Source organism: Clostridium lentum (assembly GCF_014287815.1).
In the GTDB taxonomy this organism is placed as follows: Bacteria; Bacillota; Clostridia; order Clostridiales; family Clostridiaceae; genus Clostridium; species Clostridium lentum.
The window spans coordinates 61,888-80,819 of sequence record NZ_JACOOQ010000014.1 but is presented as its reverse complement, the minus strand read 5'-3'; the positions used below and the strand labels follow the sequence as shown (position 1 = coordinate 80,819).

Here is an 18,932-nt window from a genome sequence, read left to right as displayed (position 1 = left end):
ATACGGAATAAAGTATTAATTAATAGGAAAAATATAGCATAGAACCGATGTTAGTTCTATGCCTTTTAGAATACTTAAAATTAAATTCCCGAAGGGAGCGTGGCGAAAGCCACTTTTTTATATTATTTTATGGTGATTATAATATGCGAAAATGCAATAATTCAATATCTGAAGAAATAAAGTTTTCTTTAACAGGTTCTTTTTTCATTAAATCTGTAGAAACATATTTTTTATTATCATCAGGAAAAACGGTAATAGCTGCTCCTTTAAAATTATTCATTTCTAAGGACTTAACAGCACCTAAAAAGTTAGCACCAGAGGAAATACCTACACCAAGACCAAGAACTTTAGAAAGTTTTTGAGCCATTATTATTGAATCGCCATCATCAACACTTATAATTTCATTTAAAGAGGCAAGATCTAAAATTGGTGGAACAAATTCGTCAGATATACCTTGAATCCTATGGTCACTTATGTGTGTTCCTGTTGATAGTGTTGGAGAATTAGCTGGCTCTAGAGGATAAATTCTAATGTTTTTATTTTTTTCTTTTAAGTATTTACCTATTCCCATAACAGTACCACCTGTACCAACACCAGCAACAAAGATAGATGGAATGATATGTCTTTTTCTTAAGGAAGAATAGATTTCAGGACCAGTTGAGTAGTAATGAGCATAAATATTATCTACGTTGGTAAATTGGCTTGGAAGAAATATATCAGAACAAAGTTTGCTACACTGTTCAATTAATGAAATACATTTTAGAAATCCTCCATCTTCCTTGGAAACTAAATGTAAGGTTGCATTGAAGATTTCTAATAATTTTATTCGTTCAGTGCTGAGCCAATCAGGCATATAAATATGGACATCATGATTTAGATAGGTACAAATGGCTGCAAAGGATATGCCTGTATTACCACTGGTAGCTTCTGCAACAATATCTTTTTCTTTAATTTTACCAGCTAAATAAGCTTTTTTTATTATATATAAGGCAACTCTATCTTTAATACTTCCAGTATAATTGTAATATTCAATTTTAGAATAAATCTTTAAAGGTCTATCTTTATATTTAAAGGTAATTTCAATTAGTGGAGTGTTGCCTATAAGTTTTTCTAGATTGCTAATTTTATTTAAGATAGATTGCATAAAAAACTCCTTTATTTTAAATAATCTACTATAATAAATATATGCATATGTATAATAGAAAATATTAATGCTTATAAAACAAATTTATTAATATTATAAAAGGAGGAAACTATGTTTTTTATAGGGATTTTTGGCATAGAACATAGGGAAAAGATAATAAAAGAAATAAATAATCTTACATGTAAAAGATGTTTACAAAATGTTACAGGTAAATTGGTAAAGCAATATGATTATTTTCATTTTTTCTTTATACCTATATTTAAGTGGCGTGAAGAATACTACCTTATTTGTGAGAATTGTAGCTGTGTATTTAAAGTTTCTAAGGAAAAGGGAAAAAGTATTGAGCATGACAATGATATAGAAATAAATTATTGGGATTTAAAAGAAGAGGAAAATACATGGAGGGAAAAAATATGCCCAGGCTGTGGAAGAGAGGTTGATTCACAATATAGTTATTGTCCATATTGCGGTAATAGAATTAAATAAAATATTGTAATAGAAAATAAAAGGGCATTATAAATTGCCCTTTTCTTAATTAATCATTTAAAATTGCTGTATTAAGATTGTCATTAAAGATACTTTCATCTAGTTCACCGTATTGTTTAGCAATTATTGTTGTACATACTGCATCACCTGTAACATTGACAGCAGTACGACACATATCTAATATTCTATCAATTCCCATTATAAGACCTATTCCTTCAACAGGTAGTCCTATAGAATTAAAGACCATTGATAGAGTGATCATACCAACGCCAGGAACACCAGCAGTACCTATGGAAGCAAGTGTTGCTGTAAGTATTACAGTAAGGTAATCATTTAATCCTAGGTTGATACCAAAAGCTTGAGCAACAAATACTACAGCTACACCTTGCATTATAGCAGTCCCATCCATGTTAATAGTTGCACCAAGTGGTACAGTAAAAGATGATATGTTTTCAGAAACACCTAATTTTTCATCTAATGTTTCAATGGATAAAGGAATTGAAGCATTAGATGATGCTGTAGAAAATGCAAAGCTCATAACAGGAGCAAATTTGCTTAAGAATTTTATTGGGCTTAGTTTTGTAAAGCCTTTAAGCATAAGCATATATGTTACTAAGCAATGAATAGCTAATGCTAAAAATACTGCAAATATATATTTTAAAAGTGGAGCAAAAGCATTCCATCCCATAGTTGAAAAAGTTGTGGCTATAAGGCAAAATACACCTATTGGAGCAGCCTTCATAACTATTGTTGTCATCTTCATCATAATATCATTAAATTGTGTAAAAAACTTACCAACTGTTTCAGCTTTATCCTTCAATTGTGCTAAAATAAGGCCAATTAAAAGAGCAAATACTATTATTTGAAGCATATTTCCTTCAGCTAATGAATTTATAGGATTAGTTGGAATTATATTTAATATTACATCAGAAACTGCTGTACTTTCTGCTATAGTTGTTTCAGCAATTTCCATAGTAGATAAATCAAGACCTAAACCAGGATTAAGTAATTTTCCTATACCAATGGAAAGAGTTATTGCTATGGCTGTAGTTGCAATATAGAAAGCTATGGTTCTAGCACCTACTTTACCTAGTTTCTTAGTATCTCCAATAGACATACTACCGCAAACAAGTGAACAAAATACTAAAGGTACAACTAGCATTTGCATTGCTCGAACAAATCCCTTACCTATAACTTTAAAAACACCATTAATAATAAAATCATCCTTAATGTATCCACTAGGTAATTGGTATAAAATAATACCTGTAATGGCTCCAAGAATTAAGCATATAAAAATTTTCGCTGTCAAATTTAATTTTTTTCTCATAAGTATCCCCCTTTGTTTTTATAAAATGCAATTTTCGAAAACATAACTTGCAAAATATAAATATATTTATACCATAAAAAGAAGAAAATGACAATAGTGGAAATAAGAAAAAATCTATATTGATCTTGATATGTAAAGCTTTAGAGCTGTTAATTTGAAAAACAAATATAAATATTTACAAAAAATAACTTTCGTTTTTTGCGATTAAAAAAGTTAAATATCAGCAAAGATTGAGACTGTATAGTATATATAAATGAGAGAAGCAAGTTGACAAGAGTTATGATATTTGTAATACTAAAAATATAACTGTAAACGATTACTAAGTTGCATTTAGAGTTTTAAAATTTCTATTTATGTAGGTAATAACAGAAAGTGAGAGTTACTACATAAAACATATGCATTTATGCAATCAATATGTTTTATGTGGTTATTTTTATTTAATATATATTTTGAAAGGATTGGTATAAAAAATGAAAAAGTATGTTATTGCATTAGATCAAGGAACCACAAGTTCAAGAGCTATTATTTTTGATAAGGATCAAAATATATTAGATATAAGTCAAAAGGAATTTACACAAATTTATCCTCATGAAGGATGGGTGGAGCATAATCCAATGGAAATATGGTCCAGTCAATATGGTGTTTTACAAGAAGTGCTGGCTAAATCTAATATAACTCAAGAAGAAATAGCAGCAATTGGTATTACCAATCAGAGAGAAACAACTATTGTATGGGATAAATATACTGGAGAACCTGTATATAATGCCATAGTATGGCAATGTAGAAGGACTGCTGCAATTGTTGATGAATTAAAGAAGGATAAAGAGTTTGCTAAATATGTAAAAGAAAGTACAGGGTTATTATTAGATGCTTATTTCTCAGCAACAAAAATAAAATGGATTTTAGATAATGTGGAGGGAGCTAGAGAGAAAGCTGAAAAAGGAGAATTACTTTTTGGAACTGTAGATACATGGATTGTTTGGAAATTAACTAATGGAAAAGTACATGTTACAGATTATACAAATGCATCTAGGACAATGTTATATAATATCAAAGAACTTAGATGGGATGAGAAGATTATCGGAAGATTAGGTATTCCGATGTCTATGCTTCCAGAAGTGAGAAATTCTTCTGAGGTTTATGGATATACCAATCTAGGAGGAAAAGGTGGTATAAGAGTACCTATCTCTGGAATGGCTGGAGACCAGCAATGTGCACTGTTTGGACAAACTTGCTTTAAAGCTGGAGATGTAAAAAACACATATGGAACAGGATGTTTCCTTTTAATGAATACTGGAGAAAAAATGATTGAAAGTAAAAATGGCCTATTAACCACCATTGCCGTTGGCATAGATGGTAAAGTTCAATATGCTCTAGAAGGTTCCGTATTTGTTGGTGGAGCTGTAATTCAATGGATTAGAGATGAGTTAGAGCTAGTGAATGATGCTGCTGATACAGAATACTTTGCAGGTAAAGTAAAAGATAACGGTGGAGTATATATAGTACCTGCCTTTACAGGACTTGGAGCTCCTTATTGGGATATGTATGCAAGAGGAACTATATTAGGACTTACAAGAGGTGCTAATAGAAATCATATAATAAGAGCTGCATTAGAGTCCATTGCTTATCAATCAAGAGATCTTATGGATGCAATGGAAGAGGATTCAGGTTGTAGACTTAATAGTATTAAGGTTGATGGAGGAGCTAGTAGAAATAATTTCTTAATGCAGTTCCAAGCTGATATAACTGGAACAAAGGTAATTAGACCAATAATTACAGAAACAACCGCATTAGGGGCAGCATATCTTGCAGGATTAGCTGTTGGCTTCTGGAAATCAAAAGAAGAGATAACTACAAAATGGTGTGTAAGCCAAGCGTATGAGCCACAATATGATGAAGATAAGAAAGAAAAGCTTTATAGAGGATGGAAGAAAGCAGTAACAAGAGCTATGGCATGGGAAGAAGATTAAAAAATAATAGAAAATAAAAGAGGGGATATATGTATTTTAATAGGATTAATTAGCAAGAGTAAATTTTTGAAAAGATACTAAAAATAAAGTCTCAATATACTATATATGTAGTATTCAATATTAATAAAGTGGCTGTAAAAAAAGTCCCTTTTTAAATATTATAATTGTGTTATAATGTTATAGTTAATTTTATAAAGATGAGGTGATTTTAATGAGCGAAGATATCTTAAAGAAAATTACCCTTGAAATTAATAAACATGAAAGCTTAGAAGATAAAGAGTTAAATATAATAAGATTTCAGCTTTTAAAAAAGAGTAATATTTTAAAAGTAATTTTAAGAGGAAAAGAAAGATTAGCCATAGAAGAAGAGGAATTAATAAAGAAGATAATATGCAAGACCTTAATGATTAGGATAACTATAGAAATTCTATTTTATAAAGATGCTTCAAATATTTCTTTAGAAGAAGTGGTAGAAAGTCATTGGCTTGAATGTATTTCAGATACCATAAAGAAAACTCCATTATGTAAGACATTGCTTTTAAGTAGTAAAAGAGTTGTTGAAGGAAATAAGGTAATTGTATTAAATGGATATGACAAAGTAACTGAACATTTAAAGTCAAAATATGGCGATAAATCTATTGAAGGTACCATTGAAGCTATATTTGGTCTAAAATGTAAGGTGGAAATAAGATTTGATCCATCTATGGAAGTAATTATAGATTATGCTGAAAAAGAAAAGAATGAAAGAGCTCTTTTAAATAAGGTGCTGCAAGCCAAATTTTTAGAAATACAAAAAGCAGGAAGTAGCTACAAAGAAAGTGGCAAGGCACAAGAAAAGAAATCTACCGAGAAGAAGCCATATGAAAAGAAGGAAAATACATATAAAAGAGAACCTAAGAGTGAAAACTCTATTTATGGAAGAAATATATCTATTGAAGCAATACCAATTAAAGAGGTTAATGAAACTTCTGGATATGTGGCAGTTTTAGGAGAGGTATTCAAGGTTGATACTATGGAAACTAAGACTGGAAAGATAATACTAACATTCTTTATTACAGACTATACTGATTCAATTACAGTAAAATGCTTCTTAAAGCCGCAGGAAAAAGGTGAGGTTCTTGATAATATTAAAACGGGGCTTTATTGTAAGGTAAGAGGGGAAGCAGTATATGATACATATGCTAGAGAAGTTGTTATCATGGGACGTGATATTTTAAGAATGAAAAAGTTAGAGAGAATGGATGGGGCAACAGAGAAAAGAGTTGAACTACATTGTCATACTACCATGAGTGCCATGGATGGGACTACTCCAGTTGGGAAAATCATTGAAAGAGCTGCTAAGTGGGGACACCCTGCTATAGCTATTACTGACCATGGGGTTGTTCAAGCTTTTCCAGATGCACAAATTGCCGCAAAGAAAAATAAAATTAAAGTTCTTTATGGTGTGGAAGGATATTTAGTTGATGATGGTATTCCTTTAGCAATTAATGAAAAAGGTCAAAATTTAGATGACACATATGTGGTTTTTGACTTAGAAACAACTGGTTTTTCACCAAAGAATGATAAAATTATTGAAATAGGAGCGGTAAAGGTTAAAAATGGGAAAATAATCGATAGCTTCAGTGAGTTTGTCAATCCTAGAAGACCAATTCCTTATAAGATAACAGAACTTACAGGGATAAGTGATGATATGGTAAGATATTCAGATTCAATAGACTTTGTACTACCAAGATTTATGGATTTTATAGGAGATGCAGCAGTAGTAGCACATAATGCCAGCTTTGACTGTAGCTTTATTGAAAAAAATTGCAAAGATTTAGATTTACATTTCAATGCTACTATTCTTGATACTGTACAGATATGTAGATTTTTATATCCTGAATTAAAATCAGTTAAGCTTAATTTAGTGGCTAAACATTTAGGTATAAAGCTTACAAGCCACCATAGGGCTGTAGACGATGCTAAAGCAACAGGTGATATATTTGTAGAGTGTATTAAGAAGATTAAAGAAGAATATGAAGTTTCAGACTTAAGTGAACTTAATAAGATTTTCTTAGAAAAGGTTGATATTAAGAAACTTCCAACATATCATATTATAATTTTAGCAAAGACTCAGGAAGGTATAAGAAATTTATATAAGCTTGTGTCAGAGGCTCATATAGATAATTTCTTTAGACGACCTAGAACTAAAAAATCAAGGCTTGCTGAAATGAGAGGTGGGCTAATTATTGGTGGTGCATGTGAAGCAGGTGAAATTTATAGAGCTGTACTTGGTGGTAAAAATGATGAAGAAGTAAAAGAGATAATGAGCTTTTACGATTATGTTGAAATTCAGCCAGTTGAAAATAATGCTTATCTTATAGAAAAGGGAAATGTAAAAGATGAAGATGAGCTTAAGGATATAAATAGGAAGATTTATAATTTAGCCAAGGAAGTTAACAAGCCAACAGTAGCTACAGGAGATGTACATTTTTTAGAGCCACAGGATGAAGCATTTAGAAGGATTATAATGGCTGGGCAAGGATTTGGAGATGCAGAAAATCAACCACCTTTATACTTTAAAACTACAGAAGAAATGTTAAAAGAATTCTCTTATTTAGGTGAAGATATTGCAAAGGAAGTTGTTATAAAAAATCCACAGGAAATTGCAGCTTCAGTTGATATATTAAAACCTATTCCTGATGAGACATATCCACCTAAGATTGAAGGGGCTGATGATGATATAAGGAATATGACCATGAATAAGGTTCATTCAATATACGGAGAAAACCTACCAGAAGTAGTGCAGAAGAGACTTGATAAAGAGCTAAACTCTATCATAAATAATGGATACGCAGTTCTTTATCTTATAGCACAAAAACTGGTGGCTAAATCATATGCAGATGGATATCTAGTAGGTTCTAGAGGATCTGTTGGATCTTCTTTTGTTGCAACAATGTCAGATATTACAGAAGTTAATGGGCTTCCACCACATTATGTGTGTCCAAAATGTAAGAAGTCACAATTCTTCTTAGATGGATCAGTGAGTTCAGGGGCTGATTTACCAGATAAGGATTGCCCAAATTGTGGAGTACCATATATTAAAGATGGTCATGATATACCATTTGAAACTTTCTTAGGATTTGAAGGAGATAAGGAACCAGATATAGATTTAAATTTCTCAGGGGATAACCAAGCTGATATACATAAGTATACAGAAGTTCTTTTTGGTAAGGGATATGTATTTAAAGCAGGTACAATAGGTACAGTGGCAGAAAAGACTGCCTATGGATTTGTTAAAAAGTATTTAGATCAAAAAGGTGAGATTGCTTCACAAGCAGAAATTGAAAGGTTAACTATTGGATGTACTGGAATAAAAAGAACTACAGGACAGCATCCAGGTGGAATAATGGTTGTACCAAATTATACAGATGTATATAATTTTACGCCTATACAAAGACCAGCAGATGATAACACATCAGATGTAACAACAACCCATTTTGATTACCACTCAATTTCAGGAAGACTTCTTAAGCTTGATATACTAGGACACGACGATCCAACGGTATTAAGGATGCTACAAGATATAACTGGAATAGATCCTAAAACAATACCGTTGAATGATGAGAAAGTATTATCATTATTTACCAGACCTGATGCTCTAGGAGTTACCAAAGAGGAACTTGAATGTGAAGTAGGTTCCTATGGGCTACCGGAATTTGGAACTAAGTTCGTAAGGCAGATGCTTGTTGATACACAGCCTAAAACATTTTCTGACTTAGTGAGAATTTCAGGACTTTCTCATGGTACAGATGTATGGCTTAATAATGCACAATACTTTATTAAGGAAGGATATACTACCTTAAGAGATTGTATAGCCACAAGAGATGATATTATGGTGTACCTTATGTATAAAGGTGTACCGCCTAAAACAGCCTTTACTATTATGGAAAGTGTAAGAAAGGGTAAAGGGTTAACAGAAGAATTTGAAAAAATAATGAGAGAAAATAAAGTTGAAGATTGGTATATAGAATCTTGTAAGAGAATTAAGTACATGTTCCCTAAAGGGCATGCTGTTGCATATTGCATGATGGCTGTGAGAGTTGCCTATTACAAGGTGTATTATCCATTGGCATATTATGCAACATATTTTACGGTAAGAGGTGCAGATGATTTTGATGCAGAGCTTATTTGTAAAGGCGAAAGTGCAGTACATGCTAAATTACAGGAATTATATGCTTTAGGAAATAGTGCAACGGTAAAAGATAAAGGTCTTATTACAGTTCTTGAATTATCATTTGAGATGTATAAAAGAGGTTTTGAAATGCTTAAAGTTGATTTATATGAATCTGATGCAACTAAATTTCAAATAGTAGGTAATGCTTTAAGACCCCCCCTTAGCTCCCTGCAAGGAGTTGGAGTGAATGCAGCCAAAGCAATATTTGAAGCAAGAAAAGATGGGGAATTTATTTCTAAAGAAGACTTAAGAATAAGGTCTAAAGTATCAAAGACTGTTATTGAAACATTAAGTGTACATGGATGCTTAAAAGGAATGTCAGAAACTAACCAACTTTCATTATTCTAATAAAAACTCATGTCAATATTAACTAGCTACTGTCAAAAAGACAAATAGAGTTAATGGGACATGAGTTTTTATGTAAAAAATATATCATTATGGAGAAATTTTCAATATGATAAGGAATGAAGAAATGAACCAATTTATCTTTGTAACATAAAATATAGCAAAAGTAATTTAGAGGTGTATATAGTGACATATAGTTCTATTTATAATATGATTGGCTTCAATAATGAAGTGGATAGATTAAAGGCACAAGTAAAGTTAGGATGGGAAAAAGAATTTAGAACATTAAAATGGCTTGGACTGAAAAATGGAATGGATATATTGGATGTGGGAGGTGGACCGGGGTTTTACAGTGAAAAGCTTCTGGAAAATCTACCAGATTCAAATTTAACTATATTAGATGTAGATGATAAACTCCTTAAGATTGCTCAAAATAGACTTTCTAATAGTTATTATAAAAATAGAGTAGACTTTGAAAAAACAACTATATATAAAACTGGACTAAAAGATAATACTTATGATTTTGTAATATGCAGGTTTGTTTTGCAACATTTAGATAAACCTGTGGAAGCTGTAAGAGAAATATATCGTATTTTGAAGCCTGGAGGAATTATAGCTATTATAGATTCTGATAGTGGACTTATGGGAATAAGTGATCCTTCTTTCTTAATCAAAAGTGGCAGAAGCTTTTTTCAGGAAATAGAAAAGAGGGCTAGATGGAATAGAGAAATAGGAAGAAAGTTAGTTAAGATACTAAGAATATGTGGATATGAGGATTTGGATTTTGAAGCAGTGACCATTCATAGTGATATTATAGGAATGAAAAATATTTTAAAAATACCTAAAATTAATGATGAACAAATAAAGCTTTTAATGAGATATAATCCTACCGTAGGGAAGGTAATGCAGAAAGTTAAAGATGGAAGATTTGAAAATAGTTATACAATCATTTTATTGAATTTAATTGCCAAAGGAGTAAAAAAAATATGAGATTTTTCAAAATCTCATATTTTATGTTTTAAAGTCAAATTTGTTTGAACATCTTCTGCAAGTAACAACAATTTTTCCTTTACCTCTAGGAAGCCTAAGTTTTTGGTGACATTTAGGGCATTTAGTTATTTTATAGTTACGCTTTTCATTTAAAGAATTTTTAGCACTTTCCACTAATGGATAAAGATTGCCAAAGTGAAAATTAGGAATATTTGCAGGTAATGACTTCTTAAAGAGTGCTAAGAATTTATTACAATATGTATAAAATACATTATACTCCTGACGTCTCTTATAATACTTTTTAGAAAATGCTCTATAAAAAGATAAAATTAGTAGAATAAAAGAAAAAATTCTTGTTATTGGAAAGACATTTAATATTAAAGATATGAAGATCATAAAAATGGAAAGAAGATCAAAGCCATATCTATCATTATAATTAGTCATTTAATATCACTCCATTTGTAATTTTAATTACATTATAGTATATGATAGGGGGTAAAACAATTATATTTAAGTTTTAATAAGTAAAGTTTTTGTGAATTTACTGTATAAATTAAATGACTATAGAGATAATAAAGAGTGTAGGCTTCAAGTTATTATGAGTAGAACCTTATAATAACTTGGATTTTATATATGGGGTACTGCAAAATATCATTGCAGTACCTTTTAAAAACAATGTATTAATATTTTAGGGTATATAGGTATAAAATAGATAATATTGGGCTGTCGCACTAAATAATTAGTGCACAGCTCATTTTTGTTAATAAGTTACATAATAAAATACAATATAACCGAACTGGTAAGCATTGGTTTGAGATAAAAAAAGCTTAATAGTTAAATTTTTCAAGTTTTTTCTGTTAGCTTTATTAAAGTGCTTCTATTTTTAAATAATGTCTATCCATATCATAAAATATGCCTTAAATTTTATAAAAGTATAGAAAAGGAGCTATCGCTAACGGATTTTTTTATTTGCTATTGCGACAGCCCCACATATTTTCTGAAGAAATTTAACAAAAAATATATAAAAAATTAAAAGAAACTAATTGACTTAAAAAAGCATATAAACTAAAATTATACAATAAAAGGAATAGGAGGTAATATTATCGTGGAAAAAGGCAATATATCAATACATACAGAAAATATTTTTCCAATAATTAAAAAATGGCTATATTCAGATAAGGATATATTTGTGAGAGAATTGATTAGTAATGGGTGTGATGCAGTTCATAAGCTTAAAAGACTAACATCATTAGGTGAAGCTAAAGTTGAAGAAGATAATGCTTATAAAATAGTAGTAAAGGTTAATAAAGATAAGAAAATTCTGTCTTTTAGCGACAATGGAATAGGAATGACAGCAGAAGAAATAGAAAAATATATAACACAAGTAGCATTTTCTGGGGCAGAGGATTTTGTTAAGCAGTATAAAGAAAGTGAAGATGAAGGAAAACAAATAATTGGACACTTTGGTTTAGGATTTTATTCAGCTTTTATGGTATCAGATAAGGTGCAAATTGATACTTTATCATATAAAGAAGGAGCAAAAGCTGTTAAATGGATTTGTGATGGTGGAACAGAGTACGAAATAGGTGATTCAAATGAGCAGAAAAGTAGGGGAACTACTATTACCTTATATATAAATGAGGAAAGTAGTGAATTTTTAGATAATTATAAGGTAAGATCTGTAATAGAAAAATATTGTTCTTTTATGCCAGTGGAAATATTCTTTGAAGATGAATGTGCAGAAAAGAAAGATGAGGAAAAAGAGACTCCTATAAATGAAATAAAGCCACTTTGGACTAAAATGCCAAAGGATTGCAGCGATGAAGAATATAAGGAGTTTTATAAGAAGGAATTTAAGGATTATAATGATCCGTTGTTTTGGATCCATCTTAACGTAGATTATCCATTTAATTTAAAAGGTATATTATACTTCCCTAAATTAAAACATGAGCTAGAAGTTACTGAAGGTGAAGTAAAGTTATATAACAATCAAGTTTATGTAGCAGATAATATAAAAGAAGTAATTCCGGAGTTTTTACTATTGCTAAAGGGAGTAATAGATTGTCCAGACTTACCTTTAAATGTGTCAAGAAGCTTTTTACAACAAGATAAAAATGTAATTAAGATTTCTAAACATATTGTTAAGAAGGTTTCAGATAAGCTGGTAAATGTATTTACTAATCAAAGAGAAAATTATGAAAGCTTTTGGGATGATATACAGATATTTATTAAGTATGGCTGTCTAAGAGATGAAAGCTTTTATGAAAAAATAAAGGAAATACTTATATTTAAAGATTTAAATGGTAAGTATTTAACTTTAAAAGAATATATGGAGCAATGTAAAGAAACTCATGAAAATAAGATTTACTATGTAAATAATGAAAATGAGCAAAGTCAATATATAAATATATTTAAAGAAAATAATCTAAATGCAGTTATTCTAAATTGTAGTATAGATAACCACTTTATAACTCTATTAGAAAGAGAAAATCCAAACCTTTCATTTTTAAGAATTGATTCTGATATAAGTGATATCTTAAAAAATACAGAAGATAGTGATGATAATGATGAGAAAATTAAAGAATTATTTAAGGAAATATTAAAAGATAAAATAGAAGAAGTTAAGGTTGAATCTTTAAAGAACGAAGAAATTACAGCACTTATTACAGTTTCAGAACAATCAAGAAGAATGATTGAAATGAGCAGAATGTATGGAAACATGGATATGGCAGCCATGTTTAAGGAAGAAAAAACTTTAGTTATAAATAGAAATAACAAGATTATAAAAAATATATTAACCATGGAAAATGAAGATAATAAAAATCTTATTTGCCATGAGATATTTGATTTAGCTAGGATTTCTAGTGGGGGATTAAGCCCAGAAGAAATTTCTGAATTTATTAAAAGAAGTAACAAGCTTATTGCAAATAATATGAAGATAGATTAAGAATATGAAAAAAGCTGTATCAAAGTTGATATAGCTTTTTTTATATGTAATTATCATTAAGAAAAATTAATGTTTTTTTGTTTATTTTTAGTTTACATTTGTTGACGTTTTTGGTTTAAGTTAAAATTATTCATATGTAAAATCTCCAATTTAATTTAATCTAGTTGTATATTATAAGTATTTTATACTAAAAATGTGAGTTTGTTATAATAAATAGTGAAAGTTCATCTTATCTTCATAGAAAAAACAGATTTAAACACTGTTATTTTTTTAATCTAAAAAATATTATGATATTATAAAAATGTTTTAAAAACAAATAATAATTAAATATACAGTGAAAAAAATGATAGTATATAGGAAAAAAAATAATAACTTAGGGAAAAATGAAAATAATAATATAGATTATAATAAAGATATTTGTTATTATAGATGAGTGTGATTTTATCACTAATGATAAGATTGTTAAAATATTCTTGAAAAGGAGATAATTATGGGAAAAGAAAATAAACAAATGAGTAAATTAACATTAGTTGCGCTTATTTTAATGATTTTCACATCAGTTTTTGGATTTAACAATATTCCAAGAGCGTTTTACTTAATGGGATACTCTGCTATTCTATGGTATTTATTTGGTGCAATTGCATTTTTCATTCCATATGCATTCATGATGGCTGAATATGGTGCAGCATTTAAAGAAGAAAAAGGTATATATGCTTGGATGGAGAGAGCAGTGGGAGCAAAATTTGCTTTCGTTGGAACGTTCATGTGGTTTGCTTCATACATAGTATGGATGGTAAGTGTATCTTCATCAATTTGGGTTCCACTTTCTAATTTAATTTTTGGATCAGATGTTACATCAACGTGGTCATTATTTGGCTTAAATGCACCTAAGACATTAGCTATTCTAGGTGTAGTGTTAATAGTAGTAATTACATATTTATCAACAAAAGGTTTGAAAAGCATTTCAAAAATTGCTTCTGTTGGAGGATTTTTCGTTACAAGTGCAAACATAGTTCTTTTAGTAGGTGCATTAATAGTATTTGGAGGAAATGGATTTAAAGCTGCTGAACCAATAAGCTTTTCAGCCTTCTTTAATTCCCCAAATCCATCATATACATCTATATTAGCAATATTCTCATTCTTAGTATATGCAATATTTGCATATGGTGGGTTAGAAGCTGTTGGTGGATTAGTTGATCAAACTGAGAATTCAGAAAAGACATTCCCGACAGGAATTAAGATTTCAGCTATAGTAATAGCTATAGGATATTCATTAGGAATACTTATGATAGGTCTATTTACAAATTGGCAAGAAATATTAAGTTCACCAGAAGTAAGTAGAGCTAACGTTTCATATGTAGTAATCAAGAATCTTGGAGTTCAACTTGGAAATGTATTTGGACTTTCACCTAAAGGTGCTGCAATAATGGGTACTTGGTTTGCAAGATATATAGGTCTTGCCATGTTCCTTGCTTTAATAGGTGCATTCTTTACATTAATATATTCGCCATTAAAGCAATTAATAGAAGGAACACCAAAGGAAATATGGCCTGAAAGCTGGACTAAAGTTAATAAAAACAATATGCCAGTTAAGGCTTTATGGATACAATGTTTAATAGTAGTTGCTATAATAGTAGTAGCATCATTTGGTGGTGATACTGCAGCGGCATTCCTTGATTTATTAATTTTAATGAGTAACGTTGCAATGACAATACCAACTATTTTCTTAGCTATAGCATTTATAGCATTTAAGAAAAATGATAATATAGATAAGCCTTTTATAATATTTAAGAGTAAAAGTTTTGCAACTATCTGTGCAGTGATAGTAATCATAACTGTTGGTTTCGCTAATGTATTTACAATAATTCAACCAGCCATAGAAGCAAGTAAATATGTTGATACAATAGCACAAATAGCTGGACCAGTTATATTTAGCGTTGTTGCCTTAAGTTTATTTAATGTTTATGAAAATAAAATGAAGAAAAACAAGTTATAGATTAAAATACAATAAGATAGTATAAATTGCGATGATTTATACTATCTTATTATTTAATATAAAAAATAAAATACAATGTAAAATAAGCATTAATGGTAATCCATACTTAAATTTAAAATGATTAGTTTTGTGTCTAAAAAATATCATTGCTAAATATGAACCTAAAGATCCACCAATAAATGATACAGATAGTAGAGTTTTTTCTGTAATACGCCATTTCCTTCTAATAGCCTTTATTTTATCAATAAACATTAAGGCAAATGAAAGGATATTTATAAATAATATATATAATAAAAGAATTTTCATAAATAAAATCATCTCCATCAATTTATTTAATTTTAGATTAAGGAAAATTAATAATCAATTAAAAAAAAGTACATACTAAAAATAAATTAAACTAAGTAAGCTATAATGAATTTTTATGAAAGAAAGTGAAATGAAGTGAAAGAAAATGAAAGAAATGTATTGACAGTGAAAGTAAAGTATCATATTATTTAATTAAATAAAACCTTAACAGAAGTTTTTTTGGAAGCTATGTAAAGGATTAAACAAATGTTGGTAATAGGAGTGAATAAAATGATTAATACCATTACATTAAACCCTTCATTAGATTATATAGTAAAAGTTGACGATTTTAAGGTAGGGCATGTAAATAGAACTTCTAAGGAGGATATTTATCCAGGTGGAAAAGGTATAAATGTATCAATTGTATTAAAGAACCTGGGAGTTAAAAACAGAGCGTTAGGATTTACTGCTGGATTTACTGGAGAAGAAATTGAAAAGCTTGTAGCAAATCATGGAGTGGATAATGAATTCATAAGATTAGAAAAGGGAATGTCAAGAATAAATGTTAAATTAAAGAGCAAAGAAGAAAGTGAAATTAATGGTATGGGGCCAGATATTTCTAAAAATGATATAGAAAAGCTATACGAAAAGCTTGAAGCTCTTAAAGCGGGAGACTTTGTTGTTCTTGCTGGAAGTATACCAAATACTCTTCCTGATGATATATATGAAACTATCATGAAGGACTTTAAAGATAAAGAAATAAATTTTGTGGTAGATGCAACAAAAGATTTACTACTTAATGTATTAAAATATAAGCCGTTTTTAATTAAGCCTAATCATCATGAACTTGGAGAAATGTTCAATGTAAAGCTAAATAGTAAAGATGAAATAATAACATATGCTAAAAAGTTACAAGAAATTGGTGCAAGAAATGTAATTATATCTATGGCTGGTGATGGAGCAATATTAATTGAAGAAAATGGTGAAATAACTATCAGTGATACACCGAAAGGAACGCTAGTTAATTCAGTTGGAGCTGGTGACTCAATGGTTGGTGGATTTTTAGCTGGTATAGCTGAAAATAAAAATATTAAGGAAGCTTTCAAAATAGGAGTAGCTACAGGTAGTGCTTCGGCATTTTCTGAAGGTTTAGCAACAAGAGATAAAGTTGAAGAATTGTTAAAACAATTATAGAAGGAGATATGAAAATGAGAATCGTTGATTTATTGCATGAGCAAGGAATAGATTTAAACTTTGCTCCTAAAAATAAAGCAGAAGCTATTGATATGCTCGTGGAATTAATGGATAAGACAGGAAACTTAAATGATAAAGATGGATATAAAGAGGCTATATTAGCTAGAGAAGATTTAAGTACTACAGGAATTGGTGATGGTATTGCTATACCTCATGGTAAGACTAAAGCTGTAAAGAATGCTTCACTGGCAGCAGCAGTGAGCAAAGAAGGTGTTGATTATGATGCACTTGATGGAATGCCTTCACATTTATTTTTTATGATAGCAGCACCAGAAGGTGAAAATGAAGTTCACTTAGAGGTATTAGCAAGGCTTTCAACTATATTAATGGATGAAGAGTTTAGAAAGTCATTAATTAATGCAAAGGATAAAAAAGAGTTTTTAAATCTTATTGATAAAAAAGAAAAAGAAAAATTCCCAGATGAGAAAGAGGGAGAAGCAGAAGTTAATGCTGATGTAAGAACAGGTTATAGAGTATTAGCTGTAACAGCATGTCCAACTGGTATTGCTCATACATATATGGCAGCAGAAAGCTTAAATGGTAAAGCTGAAGAAATGGGTATATCTATAAAAGTTGAAACTAATGGTTCTGGTGGAGCTAAAAATGTTTTAACAAAAGAAGATATTGAAAATTGTGAAGCTATCATTGTGGCAGCAGATAAAAAAGTTGATATGGCTAGATTTGATGGTAAAAAAGTAATTCAAACTAAAGTTGCTGATGGAATTCATAAAGCAGAGGAGCTAATAAGTAGGGCTGCTAAAGGAGATGCGCCTATTTATCATCATGCTGGTGGTGGCGATGAAGATGAAGCTTCAGCGGAAAAAGAAAGCTTTGGACGTCAAATTTATAAACATTTAATGAATGGTGTTTCACATATGCTTCCATTTGTTATTGGAGGAGGTATCTTAATAGCTTTAGCATTCTTATTTGATGATTATAATATCAATCCAGCTAATTTTGGAAAAAATACACCTTTAGCAGCAGTTCTTAAAACAATAGGAGAGACAGCATTTAACTTTATGCTACCTGTTCTAGCAGGGTATATAGCAATGAGTATTGCAGATAGACCAGGGCTAGCAGCTGGTTTTGTTGGTGGAGCATTAGCAAATTCAGGTATTACTATAGCAAGTGCATTTGATGCTAATATATCTGTTGTTAGTGGTGGGTTTTTAGGTGCTTTATTTGCAGGGTTCTTAGCAGGATATCTTGTACTTGGAATTAAGAAAGTATTAAGTTTCTTACCACAATCTTTAGAAGGATTAAAACCTACACTATTATATCCTTTATTAGGAATTGGTTTAGTTGGTGCAATTTTATTATTTGTAAATCCATTCTTTGGAACAATTAATACTGGCATAACAAATGTATTAAACTCAATGGGTGGAACAAGCAGAGTTATGTTAGGTATGGTTGTAGCTGGTATGATGGCTGTAGATATGGGTGGACCATTCAATAAAGCAGCATATGTTTTTGGTACAGCGTCACTAGCATCAGGAAACTTTGAAGTTATGGCAGCAGTTATGGCAGGAGGAATGGTTCCACCATTAGCAATTGCAGTAGCATCATTAGTTTTCAAAAATAAATTTACTAAAAAAGATAGAGAGGCAGCGGTAACTAATTTTGTAATGGGATTATCATTTATTACAGAAGGTGCAATACCGTTTGCAGCAGCAGATCCATTAAGAGTTATACCTTCAGCAGTAATTGGTTCAGCAACAGCGGGAGCATTATCTATGTTCTTTAATTGTACACTTAGAGCTCCTCATGGTGGTATATTTGTATTACCTGTAATAGGAGAACCATTTATGTATTTATTATCAGTGGTAATAGGAACAATAGTAGGTGCTATACTTCTTGGAATATTAAGAAAAACAGTTGAAGAAAAAGTAAAATAATATATAAAAAAGACAGAAAATATAAAAAGGATTTTCTGTCTTTTTTATATATTTTAATATTTATTAAAAATAATAAG

12 protein-coding genes are annotated in these 18,932 nt (G+C 30.1%); 8 read left to right on the top strand and 4 right to left on the bottom strand.

Annotated elements, in window-relative coordinates:
• Positions 1-136 precede the first annotated feature (136 nt).
• Positions 137-1,144: a PLP-dependent cysteine synthase family protein gene (locus H8R92_RS09210; RefSeq protein ID WP_186835284.1), complete on the bottom strand. Its 1,008-nt coding sequence runs from the start codon at positions 1,142-1,144 to the stop codon at positions 137-139.
• Positions 1,145-1,255: 111 nt separating this feature from the next.
• Between H8R92_RS09210 and H8R92_RS09205 the strand changes: the two genes are divergently transcribed.
• Positions 1,256-1,630: a zinc ribbon domain-containing protein gene (locus H8R92_RS09205; protein WP_022212346.1), complete on the top strand. Its 375-nt coding sequence runs from the start codon at positions 1,256-1,258 to the stop codon at positions 1,628-1,630.
• A gap of 49 nt (positions 1,631-1,679) precedes the next feature.
• Here H8R92_RS09205 and H8R92_RS09200 read toward each other — a convergent pair whose 3' ends face one another.
• Positions 1,680-2,957, bottom strand: coding sequence for a dicarboxylate/amino acid:cation symporter (locus H8R92_RS09200; RefSeq protein WP_022212347.1), 1,278 nt, complete (start codon positions 2,955-2,957; stop codon positions 1,680-1,682).
• 470 nt (positions 2,958-3,427) lie between these two features.
• Between H8R92_RS09200 and glpK the strand changes: the two genes are divergently transcribed.
• From glpK to H8R92_RS09185, 3 genes are all read left to right on the top strand, one after another.
• Entirely contained in the window at positions 3,428-4,927 is a 1,500-nt protein-coding gene (glpK, locus tag H8R92_RS09195; RefSeq protein WP_022212348.1) for a glycerol kinase GlpK, read from the top strand.
• 211 nt (positions 4,928-5,138) lie between these two features.
• On the top strand, positions 5,139-9,491 hold the full coding sequence (locus H8R92_RS09190) for a PolC-type DNA polymerase III (protein ID WP_186835283.1): 4,353 nt from the start codon (positions 5,139-5,141) through the stop codon (positions 9,489-9,491).
• A 183-nt stretch (positions 9,492-9,674) separates the two neighbouring features.
• Positions 9,675-10,478 carry a class I SAM-dependent methyltransferase gene (locus H8R92_RS09185; RefSeq protein ID WP_186835282.1) on the top strand — a complete coding sequence of 268 codons (804 nt, stop codon included), beginning with the start codon at positions 9,675-9,677 and terminating at the stop codon, positions 10,476-10,478.
• Positions 10,479-10,499: 21 nt separating this feature from the next.
• On the opposite strand, the gene H8R92_RS09180 is transcribed toward H8R92_RS09185, so the two are convergent.
• Complete coding sequence (locus tag H8R92_RS09180) at positions 10,500-10,922, bottom strand: hypothetical protein (RefSeq protein WP_022212351.1); 423 nt, start codon at positions 10,920-10,922, stop codon at positions 10,500-10,502.
• 655 nt (positions 10,923-11,577) lie between these two features.
• Here H8R92_RS09180 and htpG point away from each other — a divergent pair.
• Together htpG and yjeM are read left to right on the top strand one after the other, a co-directional pair.
• Positions 11,578-13,425 (top strand): molecular chaperone HtpG, encoded by a 1,848-nt coding sequence (gene htpG, locus H8R92_RS09175; protein ID WP_186835290.1) that lies wholly within the window; start codon positions 11,578-11,580, stop codon positions 13,423-13,425.
• Between the two features lie 490 nt (positions 13,426-13,915).
• Positions 13,916-15,421 carry a glutamate/gamma-aminobutyrate family transporter YjeM gene (yjeM, locus tag H8R92_RS09170; protein ID WP_022212353.1) on the top strand — a complete coding sequence of 502 codons (1,506 nt, stop codon included), beginning with the start codon at positions 13,916-13,918 and terminating at the stop codon, positions 15,419-15,421.
• Between the two features lie 36 nt (positions 15,422-15,457).
• On the opposite strand, the gene H8R92_RS09165 is transcribed toward yjeM, so the two are convergent.
• The gene (locus H8R92_RS09165) at positions 15,458-15,727 is read right to left on the bottom strand and encodes a DUF1294 domain-containing protein (protein ID WP_022212354.1); all 270 of its coding nucleotides are present in this window, start codon (positions 15,725-15,727) and stop codon (positions 15,458-15,460) included.
• 270 nt (positions 15,728-15,997) lie between these two features.
• Here H8R92_RS09165 and pfkB point away from each other — a divergent pair, with 270 nt between their 5' ends.
• A complete protein-coding gene (gene pfkB / locus H8R92_RS09160) occupies positions 15,998-16,900 on the top strand; it encodes a 1-phosphofructokinase (protein ID WP_022212355.1) in 903 nt (300 codons plus the stop codon).
• Between the two features lie 14 nt (positions 16,901-16,914).
• Entirely contained in the window at positions 16,915-18,855 is a 1,941-nt protein-coding gene (locus H8R92_RS09155) for a PTS fructose transporter subunit IIABC (RefSeq protein WP_022212356.1), read from the top strand.
• The last annotated feature ends 77 nt before the right edge of the window (positions 18,856-18,932 follow it).

Excerpts from the sequence above, each read along its gene's own strand:
- H8R92_RS09210 (WP_186835284.1), bottom strand. The coding sequence starts at position 1,144 with ATGCAATCTATCTTAAATAAAATTAGCAATCTAGAAAAACTTATAGGC.
- H8R92_RS09205 (WP_022212346.1), top strand. The coding sequence starts at position 1,256 with ATGTTTTTTATAGGGATTTTTGGCATAGAACATAGGGAAAAGATAATA.
- H8R92_RS09200 (WP_022212347.1), bottom strand. The coding sequence starts at position 2,957 with ATGAGAAAAAAATTAAATTTGACAGCGAAAATTTTTATATGCTTAATT.
- glpK (WP_022212348.1), top strand. The coding sequence starts at position 3,428 with ATGAAAAAGTATGTTATTGCATTAGATCAAGGAACCACAAGTTCAAGA.
- H8R92_RS09190 (WP_186835283.1), top strand. The coding sequence starts at position 5,139 with ATGAGCGAAGATATCTTAAAGAAAATTACCCTTGAAATTAATAAACAT.
- H8R92_RS09180 (WP_022212351.1), bottom strand. The coding sequence starts at position 10,922 with ATGACTAATTATAATGATAGATATGGCTTTGATCTTCTTTCCATTTTT.
- yjeM (WP_022212353.1), top strand. The coding sequence starts at position 13,916 with ATGGGAAAAGAAAATAAACAAATGAGTAAATTAACATTAGTTGCGCTT.
- H8R92_RS09165 (WP_022212354.1), bottom strand. The coding sequence starts at position 15,727 with ATGAAAATTCTTTTATTATATATATTATTTATAAATATCCTTTCATTT.
- pfkB (WP_022212355.1), top strand. The coding sequence starts at position 15,998 with ATGATTAATACCATTACATTAAACCCTTCATTAGATTATATAGTAAAA.
- H8R92_RS09155 (WP_022212356.1), top strand. The coding sequence starts at position 16,915 with ATGAGAATCGTTGATTTATTGCATGAGCAAGGAATAGATTTAAACTTT.